We start from the raw sequence: 15,251 nt of genomic DNA on the forward strand, positions 1-15,251 counted from the left end.
TTATTCCCCCGTCTCTTGCCAGTAACGTCTAGCTGCACATAATTCCTTTTCATAGATGGTGTCTTTCAAGTCGATAATTTCGATGGTTTTACCGGTATTAGGAGAATGAAGCAGCTTCCCATCACCATAATAGATGCCAACATGATGGAGTTTGCCTTTTCCTTCTTCATAAGCAAAAAATAATAAGTCCCCGGGTTCAATGGCGTCAAGTTCAACCGGATCCCCTGCTTCCGCCTGATCATGGGCATCACGGGGGATGATAAATCCATTTGCTTTGCACATAGAATAGCTGAATCCTGAGCAGTCATACCCAAAGCTGCTCATGCCGCCCCATAGATATGGCAGGCCTATAAATTGTTCCCCCGCATCGATGATGTCTTTTCCGCTGCCTTTCCGTATAGCCCCGATTGTTTCATACACCTGCACATCTTCAGGTTTTAGATATCCTGCTCCCTCAGGTGTCTGCACCTGAATCCACTCAGCTTCTTCTCTTAACACCGGGAGTATGGTTTGATAGCTTAGTATAAGTTCCGGCTCTCTGTCATTAGAATAGAGGGTTGCCTTTTTCTTCTGAATGACCGCAGCCTTTCTGCTACCAAGCTTCCAATCTTCATTTTTAGTCAGCTGGGCTTTCGGCACCCATCCGGGATATCCTCTCTCGTCCTTAGAAGAAGGCTGGCCCGGGACAACAACATGAACCCACCCATCCTTCTCCTCCAATACAATCACTTCTTCTCCGTACAGAACTTGTGATTGAACAAGATTCCCTTCGCAAAGTTCAAGCCGGGGCTCATATGTGAGCTTTCCAAGCCAGGAATCCAGATTAACTGGATTGGTGATCGCTTCAAAGTCAATTTCTCTTGATGAATCGCTTGATGTCCACAAGGTTGCTACAGGAACCGATACCAGCCATTTTTGCTGAATTGCCAAAACAAATTCCTCCTTTTCATGATTTATCAGGAAGTCAGTTCCTGCTTGTTCACTATTAACGATACATTCCTGATGCCCAGACCATGTTCCGACGGCAGGGTGATTTTACGGCCGGAATAATGGATTCCGCCTTCCACAATTTCTTTTGCCATCATCAATGGAGCGTCAAAATCAAAACGGGTTATATTCTTTTTGCTTGCGGCAAAATGGGCTGCTGCCGTAATGCCGATCTTGGTCTCAATCATGCTGCCCACCATGCACTCCATCCCGCAGACTTCAGCGAGCTGATTGATGATCTGCGCCTGATAAATGCCGCCTGATTTCATCAGCTTAATATTGATTAAATCAGCACTTCGCGTTTTAATGACTTCAAAAGCCTGCTTCGGGGAAAAGACACTTTCGTCTGCCATAATCGGTGTATCAACCGCATCGGTAACCTGCTTAAGGCCCTCTATATCCCAGGCCTTCACAGGCTGTTCGACAAGCTCAATATTCAAGTCCAAAGCTTCCATTTTTCGGATGGCATAGATAGCATCCTTTGATTTCCAGCCCTGATTGGCATCCAGCCGGATTTTAATCTTTGATCCGACTCGTGTGCGGATTTCTCTAATTCTCTCAATATCTGTTAAAATATCATCCTTGCCAACCTTCACCTTAAGGACATTAAAGCCCTGCTGAACATAGGAAACAGCATCTTCTCCCATTTCCTCCGGGCCATTGACGCTTACCGTATAATCCGTTTCCACCTCATTTTTATGTCCGCCTAAAAACTGATATAGGGGCAGTTTGCACTGCTGTGCAAGACAATCATACAATGCCATATCCACTGCAGCCTTTGCACTTGAATTTCCTATTAAAGCAGACTGAATTCCCTGGAAGATATCCTCATAGTTTAGGAGACTCTTATTGACCAGCATCGGCTTTAATACCTGATGAATGGCGGATTCGATGCTTGATAGGCTGTCTCCTGTGATCACCACAGTTGGAGGGGCCTCCCCCCAGCCGGCAATACCGTTATCGCAAGTTACTTTTACAACAATCGTTTCTGCTGTCTCAACCGTTCTCAAAGCTGTTTTAAATGGTTTTTTCAGTGGTACCGCAGCTCTAAATGTTTCGATCGTGTTTATTTTCATCTATACCACCCTTTTACTTAACGCCGCTTTCGATTATCAGATTTTTACCGGCAGCATCCAATTCTGCCATTACACCTAAAGGCACAGAAATATGCGGAGAGCAATGGCCGATATTAAAGCCTTTTACAGCCGGCTTATTCACCCTTTTTATATAAGTATCCAGTACTTCATCCAGTTCTAAGGAAAGTTCTCTTTCAGGGACGCAATTATTAAAGTCCCCGATGATAAAGCCGGCGGCATCCTCAAACTTCCCGGCCATATGCAGCTGGTTTAGCATGCGGTCGACCGCACGGGGCTCTTCATTGATGTCTTCAATAAGAACAAGCTTATCTTTTGTATCTATTTCATAGGGTGTCCCTATCGTACTGGCCAGGAGAGACAAATTGCCGCCCGTTAAGACTCCCGAAGCCCTGCCGCTTACCATTGTCTCCAGATTTGAAATCCCTTCTGGATAGTCAAGCGTTACAGGCTCAAATAACTGGTTAAAATATTGCTTTGATAGCGGATCCGCATCCTCCTTGCCAATATCGGATGCCAGCATCGGGCCATGGAAGGTGACTAATCCCGTCTGCTGGCGGATTGCGGTGTGCAGGAATGTAATATCACTGTAGCCCCAGAAAATTTTCGGGTTTTCTTTAATCAGGCTGTATTCAATTTGGGACGCAATTCTCCCTGTGCCATAGCCGCCGCCTGCGCAAATGATGGCTTTGACTTCCTTATCCAAAAACATTTTATGTAAATCTGCCAGCCGGTCCTCGTCATTTCCGGCAAGGTATCCATATTGATCAGTCACATGATCGCCCATTTTTACTTTTACGCCAAGCTCATCCAAAAAGGCCAGGGATCGCTTCAGGTTTTCCTGATTGGGCGGACTTGCCGGTGCTATAATTCCAATCGCATCGCCTTTTTCCAGGCGCTGAGGTTTCATTGCCATGCTGCCACATCCTTTTAGTTGTTTATTAGCATTATATGCTCCTTCAGCAAAAGCATTGTTTGGGAAATGAATTAATTGTCGAGGATATAAGCTAAAATTCGAGAAAATGTATTATTTTTCGGGAAATAATTTGAAAAGCGCAGAGCGGCGACAAGCTTAAGACAAGCGCTAGGCAGAAAGCGTTTTTTGCCTTCAGAAGTGATTGCCCGAAAAATGAAGGCGACTGCTTAGGGAGCCGCATTTAGCCAAGCTTCAGACCTTGAGCCGATGGCGCTCGGAGCTAGACAGTTATCAAAGTTCAAAGATCCAAATTCTCAAAAGTTTATATTTCGAAAAAAAGGGATGTTCGCACGAACACCCCTTTTTTCAAATCAAGCAGAAGAAGCATTACTTCTTATCTGCCCATTTAAGCTCCATGTATCCAACCGGATGGCGGACGATTCCTGAAACAGCATCATTATAGAGATAAACCTGGTTGTAGAAATGGATAGGGATAATCGGCATTTCTCCAAATAAGATTTTTTCTGCTTCATACATTAGTTCAAAGCGTTTGGCTTCATCAGCTTCATTCTTTGCATCTTTAATCAGCTGATCGTATTTCTCATTGCTCCAGCCGGTGCGGTTCATGGAATGTCCTGTCTGGAAGTTTTCAAGGAAGTTGATAGGATCTGCGTAGTCAGCAAGGAACGAGCTTCGTGATAATTGGAATTTAAGCGCTTTTTGTTCTTCAGCGAATACATTCCATTCCATGTTGGCAAGCTTTACTTCCACGCCAAGGTTTTCTTTGAACATTTGCTGAAGTGCTTCAGCTATTTTCTTGTGTGTATCATCCGTGCTGTATGTTAAGGTAACTTCTGGAAGCTTATCATATCCTTCTTCTTCCATGCCTTTTTCAAGTAATGCCTTCGCTTCTTCTGCATTTGTTTTTACAAGATCTCCCGACACTTCACGGAAATCTTTTCCTGAAGGATCAGTAAAACCATATGAAACAAATCCATATGCTGGCTTTTCACCATTCTTTGTGACGAAATCAACAATTTGCTGCTGGTCCACTGCCATCGCAAATGCTTTACGGATGTTTAGATTTTGGAATGGCTCCATGTTTACATTAAATCGATAGAAATAATCTCCAGCCTGGTCTTCAACTTTTGCTTCTCCCAGCAGCTGCTCGCTTAGCTCAGAAGGTACATCCGATACATCCAGTTCTCCCGATTGATACATTTGATATTCAGTATTTGTATCATCAATGATTGCCCAGTGAATTTTATCAAGCTTTACAGTCTCAGCATCCCAATATTGATCGTTTTTCTCCATCACAAAATGGCTGTCATGCTCCCATTCCGTTAAGTTGAAAGGACCATTTCCGACAAAAGATTCAGCTTCAGCAAACCACTTCGGGTTTTCTGTTGCAACTTTTTCGTTAATTGGGAAAAATGCAGGGTTAGTGATTACACTTAAGAAGTAAGCTTGCGGACTAACTAAAGTAACTTCAAATGTTTTGTCATCAACTGCTTTTACTTTTACATCATCAGCTGATCCTTCCCCATTGTTATAAGCTTCTCCGCCTTCAATGAAGTAACCAAGGAAAGCGGCTGAAGAACCTGTATCAGGATTTAAAAGGCGCTTCCATGCAAATTCGAAGTCACCTGCAGTTACAGGATCACCATTTGACCATTTTGCATCCTCACGGATATGAAAGGTATAAACCTTTCCATCTTCTGAGATATCCCATTTTTCAGCAATTGCTGCTTCTGGTTCATGATCTTGCCCCAGACGGGTCAAACCTTCCATCAAGTTATTCAGTGCGCTCCAGGAAACAGAGTCAAAGCCGATAGGAGGATCAAACGAAGTCGGCTCCTGGCCATTGTTCAAATAAAGCACTTTTTCAGCACTTTCTTCTTCTTTCTTGCCATCATCCTTGCTGTCTGTTTCTTTGCCGGCATTTTCATTTGCCGTACAGGCTGCCATGACAAACAGCAATACACCTGCCAGCAGCAGTGATAAAAACTTTTTCATTCTTTTTCCCCCTCTTAAAATATATTTCTTTATCTATCAGCTGCCTGTTTGACAGCTGATAGAATCATAACTTTCACTGTGCTGATCCAGCACTGTGAAAGGAAAAACCTATTTTACGGATGCAAGCATTTTCTGTGCCTGTTCATCCTGGAGCCAGCAATCTACATGATGATCACGGCTTATATGAGTTTTATATGGATAAACCCGGTCACATACTTCCATTGCGAAGCCGCATCGGGCAGCAAACGGGCAGCCGGCCGGCGGAGCGAATAAATCCGGCGGGGATCCGCCAATGGGAACTAGATCGGCTCCGTCAAGATCAAGACGCGGAACTGAATTCAGCAGGCCTTTCGTATAGGGATGCTGTGGATTGTAGAAGATTTCCCTTCGTTCTCCGGCTTCCACTATTTTTCCTGCGTACATGACGGCAATGCGGTCCGCTACTTGAGCGACAACGCCAAGGTCATGGGTAATGATGATAATGGATACTCCAGTTTTCTTCTGGATATCTTTAAACAAATCCAATATTTGTGCTTGTATGGTCACATCAAGTGCGGTTGTAGGTTCATCGGCAATTAGTACTTCGGGCGCACAGACAAGGGCCATGGCAATCACAATCCGCTGCCTCATCCCTCCGCTGAACTGGTGGGGATAATGCTTCAATCTTTCGGACGGATTTGGAATCCCAACTAAATTAAGCATTTCCAGGGCCTTTTTACGGGCATCCTGCCGGGAAATGGGTTCATGCTGCATAATTCCTTCTATAATTTGCTCCCCAATGGTAATAGTAGGGTTCAAAGCCGTCATTGGATCCTGAAAGATCATCGAAATGTCTGCACCGCGAATATTCCGCATTTCAGACTCTTTTAATTTGGTCAGATCCTTCCCTTTAAAAAGGACAGCGCCATCAGCTATTCTCCCGGGCGGGGAGGGAATCAGCCGCATGATGCTCTGGGAAGTCACGCTTTTCCCGCAGCCGGATTCACCGACAATTGCAAGGGTTTCCCCCTTATACAGATCAAATGTTACTCCCCTTACAGCCTGGACTTCACCGCCATAAGTGGTAAATGTGACATGCAGGTCTTTTACTTCCAGTACTTTCTCCATGCTGCTACCTCCTTAACTTTGGATCAAGGGCATCCTGCAATCCGTCTCCCAGCACATTAAACGAAAACATGGTCAGGGAGATGAAAAAGGCAGGGAAGAACAGGCGCCACCAGTGACCTGATAGAATTGTAGACAGCCCATCATTGGCCATGGATCCCCAGCTGGCAAAAGGAGGCTGAATGCCTAATCCCAGAAAGCTCAGGAAAGCCTCTGCAAAGATGGCTGAAGGAACGGTAAGTGTCATCTGTACAATAATAGGGCCCATCGTATTCGGAAGCAGGTTTTTCTTAATAATCCTCGAAGTTTTTGTCCCAAAAGTCTTTGATGCCAGTACAAATTCATAGTTCTTAATCTGCAGAACCTGCCCGCGGACAATCCGGGCCATCCCAACCCAGCCCGTCACAGAAAGGGCAAATATAATAGTGAACAAACCAGGTCCCATTACGACGCTGATTAAAATAACAACAAGCAAATAAGGAAGTCCATAAAGAATTTCCACAACCCTCATCATGGCATTATCTGTTCTGCCGCCTTTATAGCCGGCAATCCCGCCATAGATGACTCCGATTGCAAAATCAATCATGGCAGCAACGATTCCCACGAATAAGGAAATTCTTGCACCATACCATGTTCTGGCGAATACATCTCTGCCCAGCTCGTCAGTGCCGAACCAATACTTCGATGATGGCGGAAGGTTCTGATTAGTCAGAGACTGCTCAGATACACTATGCGGGGAAAGCATGGGTCCAAAAATAGACATAAAGGCTAAAGCAATAAGAAAGAATAGCCCTGCCATTGCCAGCTTATTTTTCAAAAGCCGGCGCCATGCATCCTGCCAATAGGAAAGGCTCGGCCTTACAACTGCTTCCGCTGCATCCTGGTCCTTGGCCTTAGGCACAAACCAGTCATCCGGAATATCGGGTGCAAGGTTGCGGTTATCATGCTGTTTGCGCAGTTCCATTAGCTCGCCTCCTTTTTGTGAAGCTTAATTCTCGGGTCTAAAATTCCATATGCAATGTCCACAAGGAACAGCATAATAATCAATATTGAACTGTAAAAAACGGTGGTCCCCATTATGACGGGATAATCACGTGTATTGATGCTTTCTACAAAATACTTTCCCATTCCAGGAATGGCAAAGATTTTTTCAATGACAAACGTACCTGTCAAAATGCTTGCTGCCAAGGATCCCAATACAGTTACGACAGGCAGGAGGGCATTCCTCAGTGCATGCTTAAACACAATTTTCACTGGTGATAAGCCTTTTGCTTTGGCCGTTTTTATGTAATCCTGCGTCAGCACCTCCAGCATGCTTGAACGTGTCAGACGGGCGATAATCGCCATGGGCCCTGTCGCAAGCGCCAGAGTCGGCAGTATCATATGCTTCGGACTTGACCAGGTAGCCACCGGCAGGATTGCCAGGTTGACAGCAAGCTGCTGAATTAACAGTGTGGCAAGCACAAAGTTTGGCACCGATATTCCCAGAACAGCAATGGTCATCGCTAAATAATCAATAAAGCCATTGTGCCGGAGGGCAGCTATGATTCCGAGGGCAATTCCCGAAAAAACCGCCACGATCAATGTGACGATTCCCAGTTCGAAAGACACCGGAAAGCCCCGTCCGAGCATTTCATTAACCGTCTGGGAAGATTTTTTAATAGATGGCCCAAAGTCGAATGTCACAACGGACTTCAAGTACATCCCATATTGGACATAGAGCGGTTCATCCAAATGGTAGAATTTTTCCAGATTTCGCTGAACCGCTTCACTTGTATTTCTTTCTTCATTAAAAGGCGACCCCGGTATGGAATGCATTAAGAAAAAAGTCAGAGTGATAATGAACCAAAGTGTGACGACCATTGCGATAAGGCGTTTTATTATGTATCCAGTCATTCATTAACACTTCCTAACAGAATGTAGTTCTCATGGCCAGCTCAGTCATCACCAGCATTGCCTGGTATGCTTCAAGAATATCCTTAGCCTGATAGCGGACAATGGTTGTATTCTCTTCTATCTCTGCACCAGGCATTAAAGCAGCCCACTCAGCCTGGCCATAGTTGGCAAATTCAATTTTCAATACAGGGTTTTCTGGCGGAACAAGCGGTTCTACAAGTTCCTTCCTGCTAAGAGCCTCTGCTGCTTTTTCTCTTAAAAGCTGTCCGGCTTTTGCAGGTGTCAGCGATTTCACGCTTGAGCGAGAAATCGTTTCCTTTACAACCGCAGTGGTGACATTCGGGATTAATTTTTCTGCTTCCAGAGCCGCCTGGTCATCTCCGGCCACCATGAGAACAGGTACGCCATGATAACCTGCCACATAAGCATTAAAGCCCATTTCCCCAATGGCATGGTCATTGATGTACATATGCCTTACACCGAATATCATGGAGTGGGACATAACTCCTTTCATGGAAGCACGTGCATGATAACCAACAAACATGGCACCGCTAAAGGTTGAATCAAGCCCCTGAACCATTGAGTATGGCTTCACATCGCCAGTAATCAGCTGTGTTTCTGGATGCATCCTTTCAATGAGCAGGTTATTCATTTTCGAGTGGCTGTCATTTACGATAACCTCGCTGCAGCCCTCGTCAAAGGCAGCTGTTACCACATGATTTGCTTCATCAGTCATGATTATCCTGCTGCGTTCATAATTGTGCTTCGAAGAGTCAACATGTGTGTGATCAGCCAGACCCGTTATTCCTTCCATATCAACCGATAGATAAAGCTTCATTAAAAATCCCCCAAATATTATATTGTTATAGTTTTATATTATAGATTATTTGATATTTTCTGTAAAATTAGCCTGTAATCTACCTTTTATACAGGCAGAATGCAAAAAATCCAGCTATCGGAGAAAATAATGCTTTTCTCTGATAGCTGGATTTCATCTGCGGAAAACAGAAAAAGCAGCTCTACTTATTCATAATTTGTGTATATTTTATATGGGCATTTTTAAAGGCAACCATTAGTGCCTTTTGAGAGGAGCCGAAGTAGCGGCTTTCGATTTCTTCCGTTACCTTGTCAGCTTCCAGTATGGATTTGCCGACAAATATTGATTTAATAAATAATGAGGTTAAGTTAATGGTAGATGAACATTCTGCATCTACAATTTCATCTGTTTCCCTGTCAATTACAAGACCTATAAAGAAGCCATTGTATTTTTGCATAATCGGATTGTTCAATGATGTTTTGCTGTCCCCGATGATATAGACGGTATTTTGTCTGTACATGAACTTGCCTCCTGCAGAACCGGATATTATATGAGGCGTTTATGAGGTTATCATAAACATTCATTATAATGCATGGCCCGTACCAAAATTGTAATACAACAGAAGCTGTATTACAATCACTTTTCAATACTTTTCTAAATATTTTATCAATTAAGGCTGTTCCTTCTCATTATTACATTATCAGTTTTCAGAGCTGATTTGCCCTGCAAGTCTCAGTGCATACTGAAGCAGGTTCTCCCCGCTCATAAGTTTGTCTCCCCCACCCTGTGCAAATTGAGGATTCCCCCCGCCTTTTCCGTTAATCTTCTGCAAAAGTTCTGCAGCCAGGCCCTTCATATCAGACCCGGAATCTGCTCCACTGGCGCAAACAAATTGAAGTTTATCGGCGGTTTCATTGATTAGGATAACAACAGCATTTTCAGATTGGGATGCGATTAGGCGGGCCAGTTTCTGCAGCTCCTGGATGGATCGTCCCTCAAAGACCTTGCTGGTACACTCCCCGTTTCCTGCTATGAACAATTCTTTTGCTTCATAAGCTAACAGCGCTTCCTTTGCTGCTTCCAGCTGTTTCTCCAGGTTCTTCCCATTTTCAATCAAACGGCTGGCTGCTGAAGGCAAGTCCTCTTCTGATGCATTAAGAAGCTGACTAAGATTTTTTGTAATTTCATGTTTGCTCTGAAGCTGCGCAAGGATCCGATTCCCGCAGATAAACTGCACACGGATTTTCTTCTTTTGGCGTTCCCAGTCTAATACTTTAATGCCGGCAACCTGGCCGGTTGAAGATGGGTGGGTTCCGCCGCATCCGTTATAATCAAATTCCGGGATCATCACAAGCCGAATGTCTTCCCTGACAGACAGCTGCTTGCGGAGCGGAAATTGGGAAGCTTCTTCCGCACTCACCCACCTGGCTTCTATTGGCCGGTTCTCAAGAATGATGCGATTCGCCAGCCTCTCCGCTTCTTCTGCATGCCGGACCGGTAATTCACTGATATCCAGATCAATGGTTAATGTTTCTTTACCTAAATGAAAGCTGACCGTTTTATAGCCGTAAAGCTCTTCAAAGGCAGCCGATAAAATATGCTGTCCTGCATGCTGCTGCATATGGTCAAACCGTCTGTTCCAATCTATTTCTCCTGAGATACTGGAAATGGAGGGGTCCAATTCCCTTTCTAAATAATGACGGATTTCCCCTTCCGCTTCTTCAACATCCAACACTTTTACGCCATTAAGTGTTCCCTCATCATGAGGCTGTCCTCCGCCAGTTGGGTAAAAGGCCGTTTCTTTCAGGACGGCATATATCTTTTCCTTGTCATCTTCTCCCTGATAGACAAGTTCCGTTTCAAATGTTTGGATATATGGATCTTCATAATAAAGTTTATTCAAAGCGAACCAACCTTCCTTGTAACTATTCTATTTTTAAACTACCGATTATGCAGTTACAGGTCAAGCCACTTATTAGTCAAGGGGAAATTATTAGTAATTTTATCCACGCGGTTTATGGATGTGATGAAAAAGGTATGTACACCAATAGATAAGCAATAAATTATAAGGAGGATGATGAACATGGCAACAAACAAGCATATTGTAGGTGCATATGATACAGAGCAAGAAGCCATTCAAGCGGTTGAAAAGTTAAGAGCGGAGGGATACCGCCCTGAAGACATTTCCGTAATCAGCAAAAATAAAGATGATGTAGATGCCGTTACAGAAGAAACAGGCACAAAAACGGAAGAAGGATTAGCTGCCGGAGCGGCAACAGGCGGAATTCTTGGAGGACTAACAGGTCTTCTGGCCGGTGTAGGCGCATTGGCGATTCCCGGTATCGGGCCGATTGTGGCAGCCGGACCAATCGCTGCTACATTAACAGGAGCTGCTGTTGGCGCAGGTGCCGGCGGTATTGCAGGAGCACTTATCGGCATGGGTATTCCTGAAGAGGAAGCACATCGTTATGAAGCTGATGTCAAATCAGGGAAAATTCTTGTGTTAGTCGACCCTGAAACTAAATCCACCGATTTTACTGACGGCTATACAGATACAAATCGTTCTGTTCTGGAAGGAGACCGGACAACCTATACAAACGCTGATCCTTTAAACCCCGGGGAGCTTGACCGCGGAACGAATGCTTTTAAGGATAACGCCAGAAACAGCAGCAGTGTTTGGACAGATGAGAATCTGGACTCAAACCGTCCGCTAAGCGAAAAGCTTGACGACACGACAACAGATGACTATACAGACCGTACTGTTTCGGCCTACAACGATGATGTGGATACCCGCTACAGAGATGCTTATGATTTTAATAATGTAAGGGAGAACCGCAATAACCCTTATAAAGGATAAAGAAAAAGGAGCTTTTCCCAAGAATGGGATGAGCTCCTTTTTTGCGTTTATATAGATAGTGGCAGCAGCTTTCACATTTCAATACTGGATCTGAATTGAATAAATTCCAGATTTTTCAGGTTTGTCTGAATTATTTTTCAAAGTTATACTTAAATGTAATGGAATGGAAAAACAGAAACCTAGCGGGGGGAAATGATAATGAGAAGAGTGTTGCCAGCACAAATTATTTCTCATAGTCAATTTGGTTATAGGAAGATACCATCAAGTGTCCAATGCGAGTGCCCTAAATGCAGTAAACCGAGCCTTTTTACGATAAAGGCAAATTATAATCATACAAGCAAGTCCAGTATACTTTCACATGGAGGTTGTTCTGCCTGCAAAAAGGAATCGGTTTTTATCATGATTCTTAATCAAGCTGAACAATCGAGCGACGAGACTATTCTCTATATCTATGATCCCAATTCAGCGAAAGAGCTCCTGACTCAGCTTGAGAAAATAAAGGAAGTGCCGGGAGACCTGACAAGAGCCTACCGGTCGGCTTTAAATGTCAGCTATTCCAAAGATACGGTTGCTACTGCCGTGATGTCCAAACGGGTACTTGAAAGCATACTAAAGAACTTCCTCGGCGAAGAGGTCAAGGGGCAAAACCTTTCAAAGCAGTTTGAACAGCTGCCAGAGCATGTTGATTTAGCAAGGCCTCTGCAATCTTTAAGCCAGCTGGCACAGCCAGGCAGCGCCTTTTACCAGATGCTTGATCTCGAAAAAGATATTGATCAGGAAATGGCCTCTTTGCTGATGGAGCTCTTAGAGAGTTTAATAGAGTACTTATTTGTCCTGCCGAATAAAATTGAATTGCTGCAGCAAAAACTAAATCAAAAATTGCATTGACCCACAATTAACCCCCTTATCTTCTGATTAAGGGGGTAATTTTTATTCTTAATTACTCAACTGTCTTTTGATCTGGTCTTCTGCCTGCTTTAAAATTTCCTCGTCGCCGGCTTCTTTATTTGTAATGATATTCGTTTGATATTTTAAACCTTCATAGTCAACAGTTACGGTAATTTCTTTCATCTCTCTTGATCCTTTCCTGATGTTTTATTATATAAATACCAACAAAAGGACGTTTTAAAACTTTTTACGTTTCTTCCCCCAAATATTGCCCGTTGATTTCAGCACGAGGCACTCGCTTTCCGTGGGGCGGGCACTAAGCCTCGGTCGAGCTCCGCGTCTGTGGGGTCTCACCTGTCCCACTTCTCCCACAGGACGTTGAATATGCTTCCTCGAGAAAACACCGACGAAGAAAATGCGATAGCATTTTCGCTGGATTAGCACCTTCCGCTCCAATCAACTCAGTGAATAACTGTAGAACTCCTTATCCCTCTTTCACCTGCTCTTCGAAAATACACGCAAGCCTTTCTTTCATTTCCTTTTCCGTTACAACAAGGCTATGGCTGCCCATTTTTGTTTTAAGTATAAGTTCATAGCCTTCATTTACTTCTTGAGAATAACCATAGTATTTATGATTCAGATCGATTTTTTTGAAATGGAAGGATTGCAGCTTTTTCCATGGAACAAACTTGCTTCCGCTTATAAAGCCGTCATCATAGACAGCAAATACATTCAGCAGATCCTTGGCATTAATTAAAGGGATAAACAGAAGATAGAGATACGTCCAGCTGAATTTCATATTATATTTTCCGAATATAAACATAGCGATTAGAAAAGCCAGCATGACAGCATACATCGTTAGTCCCAGCTTGTTTTTTGAGATAACAGGGGCATCCGCAGATTTCTGGGGGAATTTCCTTACTGTTTTCAGGTCAGTCCTGTCAAAAGGAATAAGGGCAGGTTTCTTCATTTGTGCTATTAAAATAATGTAATGATAGCTGTAATAGATAACGATTAATAGAAATAGAACCTCGAAAATTAATTTCATCATACCCGCCTCCTTAATAATCTTTACGATTATCCAAAAGATAAAGTTTCATCGCTACAAAAAAACGTAAAATTATTGATTGTGCAAACAAACTAATTCGAATATAATCTAATTAGATATATATCGAATCAACATTCGCAGAGGTGCGGAAAAAATGACAAATTGGACTGTATGGAAACAGGAAGCAAATTATCAAAAGCTCTTTTGGGCTGGTGTCATTAATGGAATTGGAAATCGATTTACACAGGTTGCGCTGCTTGCACTTCTATACCACGTAACAGGTTCCGGAGTAGCAATTGGGCTGTTATTCGCCATTCGCATGGCACCTTTTTTCTTCATTGCTCCAATAGGCGGAATGCTGGCAGACCGTTTTTCCAAAAAGGCCATTCTCGTGGCAGTAGACTTGTTGAGAGTGCCTGCTGTCCTGGCGCTGCTTTTCGTAAGGGAGGCAGGGGATTTATGGATTGTTTACGCAAGTGCACTCCTAATCGCAACGGGAGAAGCCATCTACTCACCAGCCAGGATGTCTGCGATACCTGCCCTTGTAAAGTCAGATAGGCTCATATTTGTAAACGCGATTGAACAAGTCATGATCGGGGCCGTCCTCATTATTGGATCAAGCACAGGCGGAATTCTCGCCTACTTTCTAGGTAACAATGCCGCTTTCATGATTAACAGCCTTACCTTCCTGTTATCAGCATATCTAATCTCCAGGATGGTTTTCCCGGCTGTCTCTGAGGAAAATAGAGAAAGAACGAAAACATCCGCTGCCATTTCGCCAGCGAGACTTATACTTGGCTCTTCTGCACTGATTGCCTTTTTTATCATGATGCTGACCATGCCGCTCGCCAATGGTATTGACAATATTCTTGTAAGCATTTATGGTCTGGAGGTTTTTGATATGGGAGAATTGGGCGTTGGATTTATGTATGGAGCACTGGGGATTGGGCTTATTCTAAGTTCATTCTTTTCTCATATGATCAAGAAAGGCCTTCTTGTACTCGCAATCATCTTTATCGCTTTAGAAGGCACTGGCCATATTTTATTAAGCCTCGCACCAAGCTTTTATACAGCACTTTTCACTGTTGTGCTGATCACCTTTGCAGGCGGCCTTGGCAACATCTGCCTGGACACGGTCATGATGAAATTCATACCCCGATCAAGACAGGGAACCTTTTTTGGTTTAATGCAGATGGTTTCAAACCTTTCCCTGGCTATCTCCATGGGTGCAGCAGGATTCCTGCTGGAGATTTTTGACCCGAGGACTCTTAGCCTGATTATTGGCTTATCGTATCTTATTTTTACTTTTATGTATGCACTTCTGTTTGCAAGGGTGGATCTTGTAAAAGAAAAGAGGGATTTTATTAGGGGAATGTAAGATTTTGGTCAGAGTTTGAGTATTGTTTTCACTATGATCTGGCTGGAAAGCTGATTTGACGCGAAGTGACCGATATCTATGGTGGTGAGGTGACCGATAAAAGGGTATTTTGACTGATATCCTTGCACAGGCTCTAAAATATTTGATATTGGCAATGAAAGACACCGCAAATTCATAGAAAATTTAATTCCAGCTAAAATCGCAGAAGAAACGCAAAAGCCCTGCAGGCTTTTAAACCTGCAGGGCTTCT

The 15,251-nt window shown here is 43.6% G+C and carries 15 protein-coding genes; 3 read left to right on the plus strand and 12 right to left on the minus strand.

Going from position 1 to position 15,251, the window contains the following annotated elements; translation table 11 throughout:
- The 10 genes from MKY20_RS02795 to MKY20_RS02840 all read right to left on the minus strand — a co-directional run bounded on the left by MKY20_RS02795 (position 1) and on the right by MKY20_RS02840 (position 10,733).
- Entirely contained in the window at positions 1-930 is a 930-nt protein-coding gene (locus MKY20_RS02795; protein WP_009336356.1) for a C40 family peptidase, read from the minus strand.
- 26 nt (positions 931-956) lie between these two features.
- Positions 957-2,063 (minus strand): dipeptide epimerase, encoded by a 1,107-nt coding sequence (locus MKY20_RS02800; protein ID WP_251175618.1) that lies wholly within the window; start codon positions 2,061-2,063, stop codon positions 957-959.
- Positions 2,064-2,076: 13 nt separating this feature from the next.
- On the minus strand, positions 2,077-2,997 hold the full coding sequence (locus tag MKY20_RS02805; protein WP_251267407.1) for a S66 peptidase family protein: 921 nt from the start codon (positions 2,995-2,997) through the stop codon (positions 2,077-2,079).
- A 387-nt stretch (positions 2,998-3,384) separates the two neighbouring features.
- Entirely contained in the window at positions 3,385-5,013 is a 1,629-nt protein-coding gene (locus MKY20_RS02810; RefSeq protein ID WP_251175616.1) for a peptide ABC transporter substrate-binding protein, read from the minus strand.
- 108 nt (positions 5,014-5,121) lie between these two features.
- Positions 5,122-6,120, minus strand: coding sequence for an ABC transporter ATP-binding protein (locus tag MKY20_RS02815; RefSeq protein ID WP_251267406.1), 999 nt, complete (start codon positions 6,118-6,120; stop codon positions 5,122-5,124).
- Positions 6,121-6,124: 4 nt separating this feature from the next.
- Positions 6,125-7,081: an ABC transporter permease gene (locus MKY20_RS02820; protein WP_009336362.1), complete on the minus strand. Its 957-nt coding sequence runs from the start codon at positions 7,079-7,081 to the stop codon at positions 6,125-6,127.
- Positions 7,081-8,013, minus strand: a complete 933-nt coding sequence (locus tag MKY20_RS02825) for an ABC transporter permease (RefSeq protein WP_009336363.1) — start codon at positions 8,011-8,013, stop codon at positions 7,081-7,083. Before MKY20_RS02825 ends, MKY20_RS02820 begins: the two co-directional genes overlap by 1 nt.
- Before the next feature lie 13 nt (positions 8,014-8,026).
- Positions 8,027-8,851, minus strand: coding sequence for a M55 family metallopeptidase (locus tag MKY20_RS02830; RefSeq protein ID WP_071155110.1), 825 nt, complete (start codon positions 8,849-8,851; stop codon positions 8,027-8,029).
- 181 nt (positions 8,852-9,032) lie between these two features.
- A complete protein-coding gene (locus tag MKY20_RS02835; protein ID WP_009336365.1) occupies positions 9,033-9,350 on the minus strand; it encodes a DUF3870 domain-containing protein in 318 nt (105 codons plus the stop codon).
- 180 nt (positions 9,351-9,530) lie between these two features.
- On the minus strand, positions 9,531-10,733 hold the full coding sequence (locus tag MKY20_RS02840; RefSeq protein ID WP_217027341.1) for an alanyl-tRNA editing protein: 1,203 nt from the start codon (positions 10,731-10,733) through the stop codon (positions 9,531-9,533).
- A gap of 180 nt (positions 10,734-10,913) precedes the next feature.
- On the opposite strand from MKY20_RS02840, the gene MKY20_RS02845 reads away from it, so the two are divergent.
- Positions 10,914-11,687 carry a general stress protein gene (locus MKY20_RS02845; RefSeq protein ID WP_009336367.1) on the plus strand — a complete coding sequence of 258 codons (774 nt, stop codon included), beginning with the start codon at positions 10,914-10,916 and terminating at the stop codon, positions 11,685-11,687.
- Between the two features lie 198 nt (positions 11,688-11,885).
- Entirely contained in the window at positions 11,886-12,575 is a 690-nt protein-coding gene (locus tag MKY20_RS02850) for a hypothetical protein (protein WP_034298046.1), read from the plus strand.
- Positions 12,576-12,623: 48 nt separating this feature from the next.
- Here the strand turns inward: MKY20_RS02850 and MKY20_RS02855 are convergent, their stop codons facing one another.
- Both MKY20_RS02855 and MKY20_RS02860 read right to left on the minus strand, forming a co-directional pair.
- On the minus strand, positions 12,624-12,758 hold the full coding sequence (locus MKY20_RS02855) for a BA3454 family stress response protein (protein ID WP_217027339.1): 135 nt from the start codon (positions 12,756-12,758) through the stop codon (positions 12,624-12,626).
- A gap of 301 nt (positions 12,759-13,059) precedes the next feature.
- The gene (locus MKY20_RS02860; protein WP_217027336.1) at positions 13,060-13,626 is read right to left on the minus strand and encodes a hypothetical protein; all 567 of its coding nucleotides are present in this window, start codon (positions 13,624-13,626) and stop codon (positions 13,060-13,062) included.
- Positions 13,627-13,777: 151 nt separating this feature from the next.
- Between MKY20_RS02860 and MKY20_RS02865 the strand changes: the two genes are divergently transcribed.
- Complete coding sequence (locus MKY20_RS02865) at positions 13,778-15,001, plus strand: MFS transporter (protein ID WP_217027332.1); 1,224 nt, start codon at positions 13,778-13,780, stop codon at positions 14,999-15,001.
- Positions 15,002-15,251 lie beyond the last annotated feature (250 nt).

The sequence above is a fragment of the Cytobacillus sp. FSL W8-0315 genome (genome assembly GCF_038002905.1).
GTDB classification, from domain to species: Bacteria; Bacillota; Bacilli; order Bacillales; family Cytobacillaceae; genus Cytobacillus; species Cytobacillus pseudoceanisediminis.

Excerpts from the sequence above, each read along its gene's own strand:
- MKY20_RS02820 (WP_009336362.1), bottom strand. The coding sequence starts at position 7,081 with ATGGAACTGCGCAAACAGCATGATAACCGCAACCTTGCACCCGATATT.
- MKY20_RS02845 (WP_009336367.1), top strand. The coding sequence starts at position 10,914 with ATGGCAACAAACAAGCATATTGTAGGTGCATATGATACAGAGCAAGAA.
- MKY20_RS02855 (WP_217027339.1), bottom strand. The coding sequence starts at position 12,758 with ATGAAAGAAATTACCGTAACTGTTGACTATGAAGGTTTAAAATATCAA.
- MKY20_RS02800 (WP_251175618.1), bottom strand. The coding sequence starts at position 2,063 with ATGAAAATAAACACGATCGAAACATTTAGAGCTGCGGTACCACTGAAA.
- MKY20_RS02860 (WP_217027336.1), bottom strand. The coding sequence starts at position 13,626 with ATGATGAAATTAATTTTCGAGGTTCTATTTCTATTAATCGTTATCTAT.
- MKY20_RS02815 (WP_251267406.1), bottom strand. The coding sequence starts at position 6,120 with ATGGAGAAAGTACTGGAAGTAAAAGACCTGCATGTCACATTTACCACT.
- MKY20_RS02805 (WP_251267407.1), bottom strand. The coding sequence starts at position 2,997 with ATGGCAATGAAACCTCAGCGCCTGGAAAAAGGCGATGCGATTGGAATT.
- MKY20_RS02810 (WP_251175616.1), bottom strand. The coding sequence starts at position 5,013 with ATGAAAAAGTTTTTATCACTGCTGCTGGCAGGTGTATTGCTGTTTGTC.
- MKY20_RS02850 (WP_034298046.1), top strand. The coding sequence starts at position 11,886 with ATGAGAAGAGTGTTGCCAGCACAAATTATTTCTCATAGTCAATTTGGT.
- MKY20_RS02865 (WP_217027332.1), top strand. The coding sequence starts at position 13,778 with ATGACAAATTGGACTGTATGGAAACAGGAAGCAAATTATCAAAAGCTC.
- MKY20_RS02830 (WP_071155110.1), bottom strand. The coding sequence starts at position 8,851 with ATGAAGCTTTATCTATCGGTTGATATGGAAGGAATAACGGGTCTGGCT.
- MKY20_RS02835 (WP_009336365.1), bottom strand. The coding sequence starts at position 9,350 with ATGTACAGACAAAATACCGTCTATATCATCGGGGACAGCAAAACATCA.
- MKY20_RS02825 (WP_009336363.1), bottom strand. The coding sequence starts at position 8,013 with ATGACTGGATACATAATAAAACGCCTTATCGCAATGGTCGTCACACTT.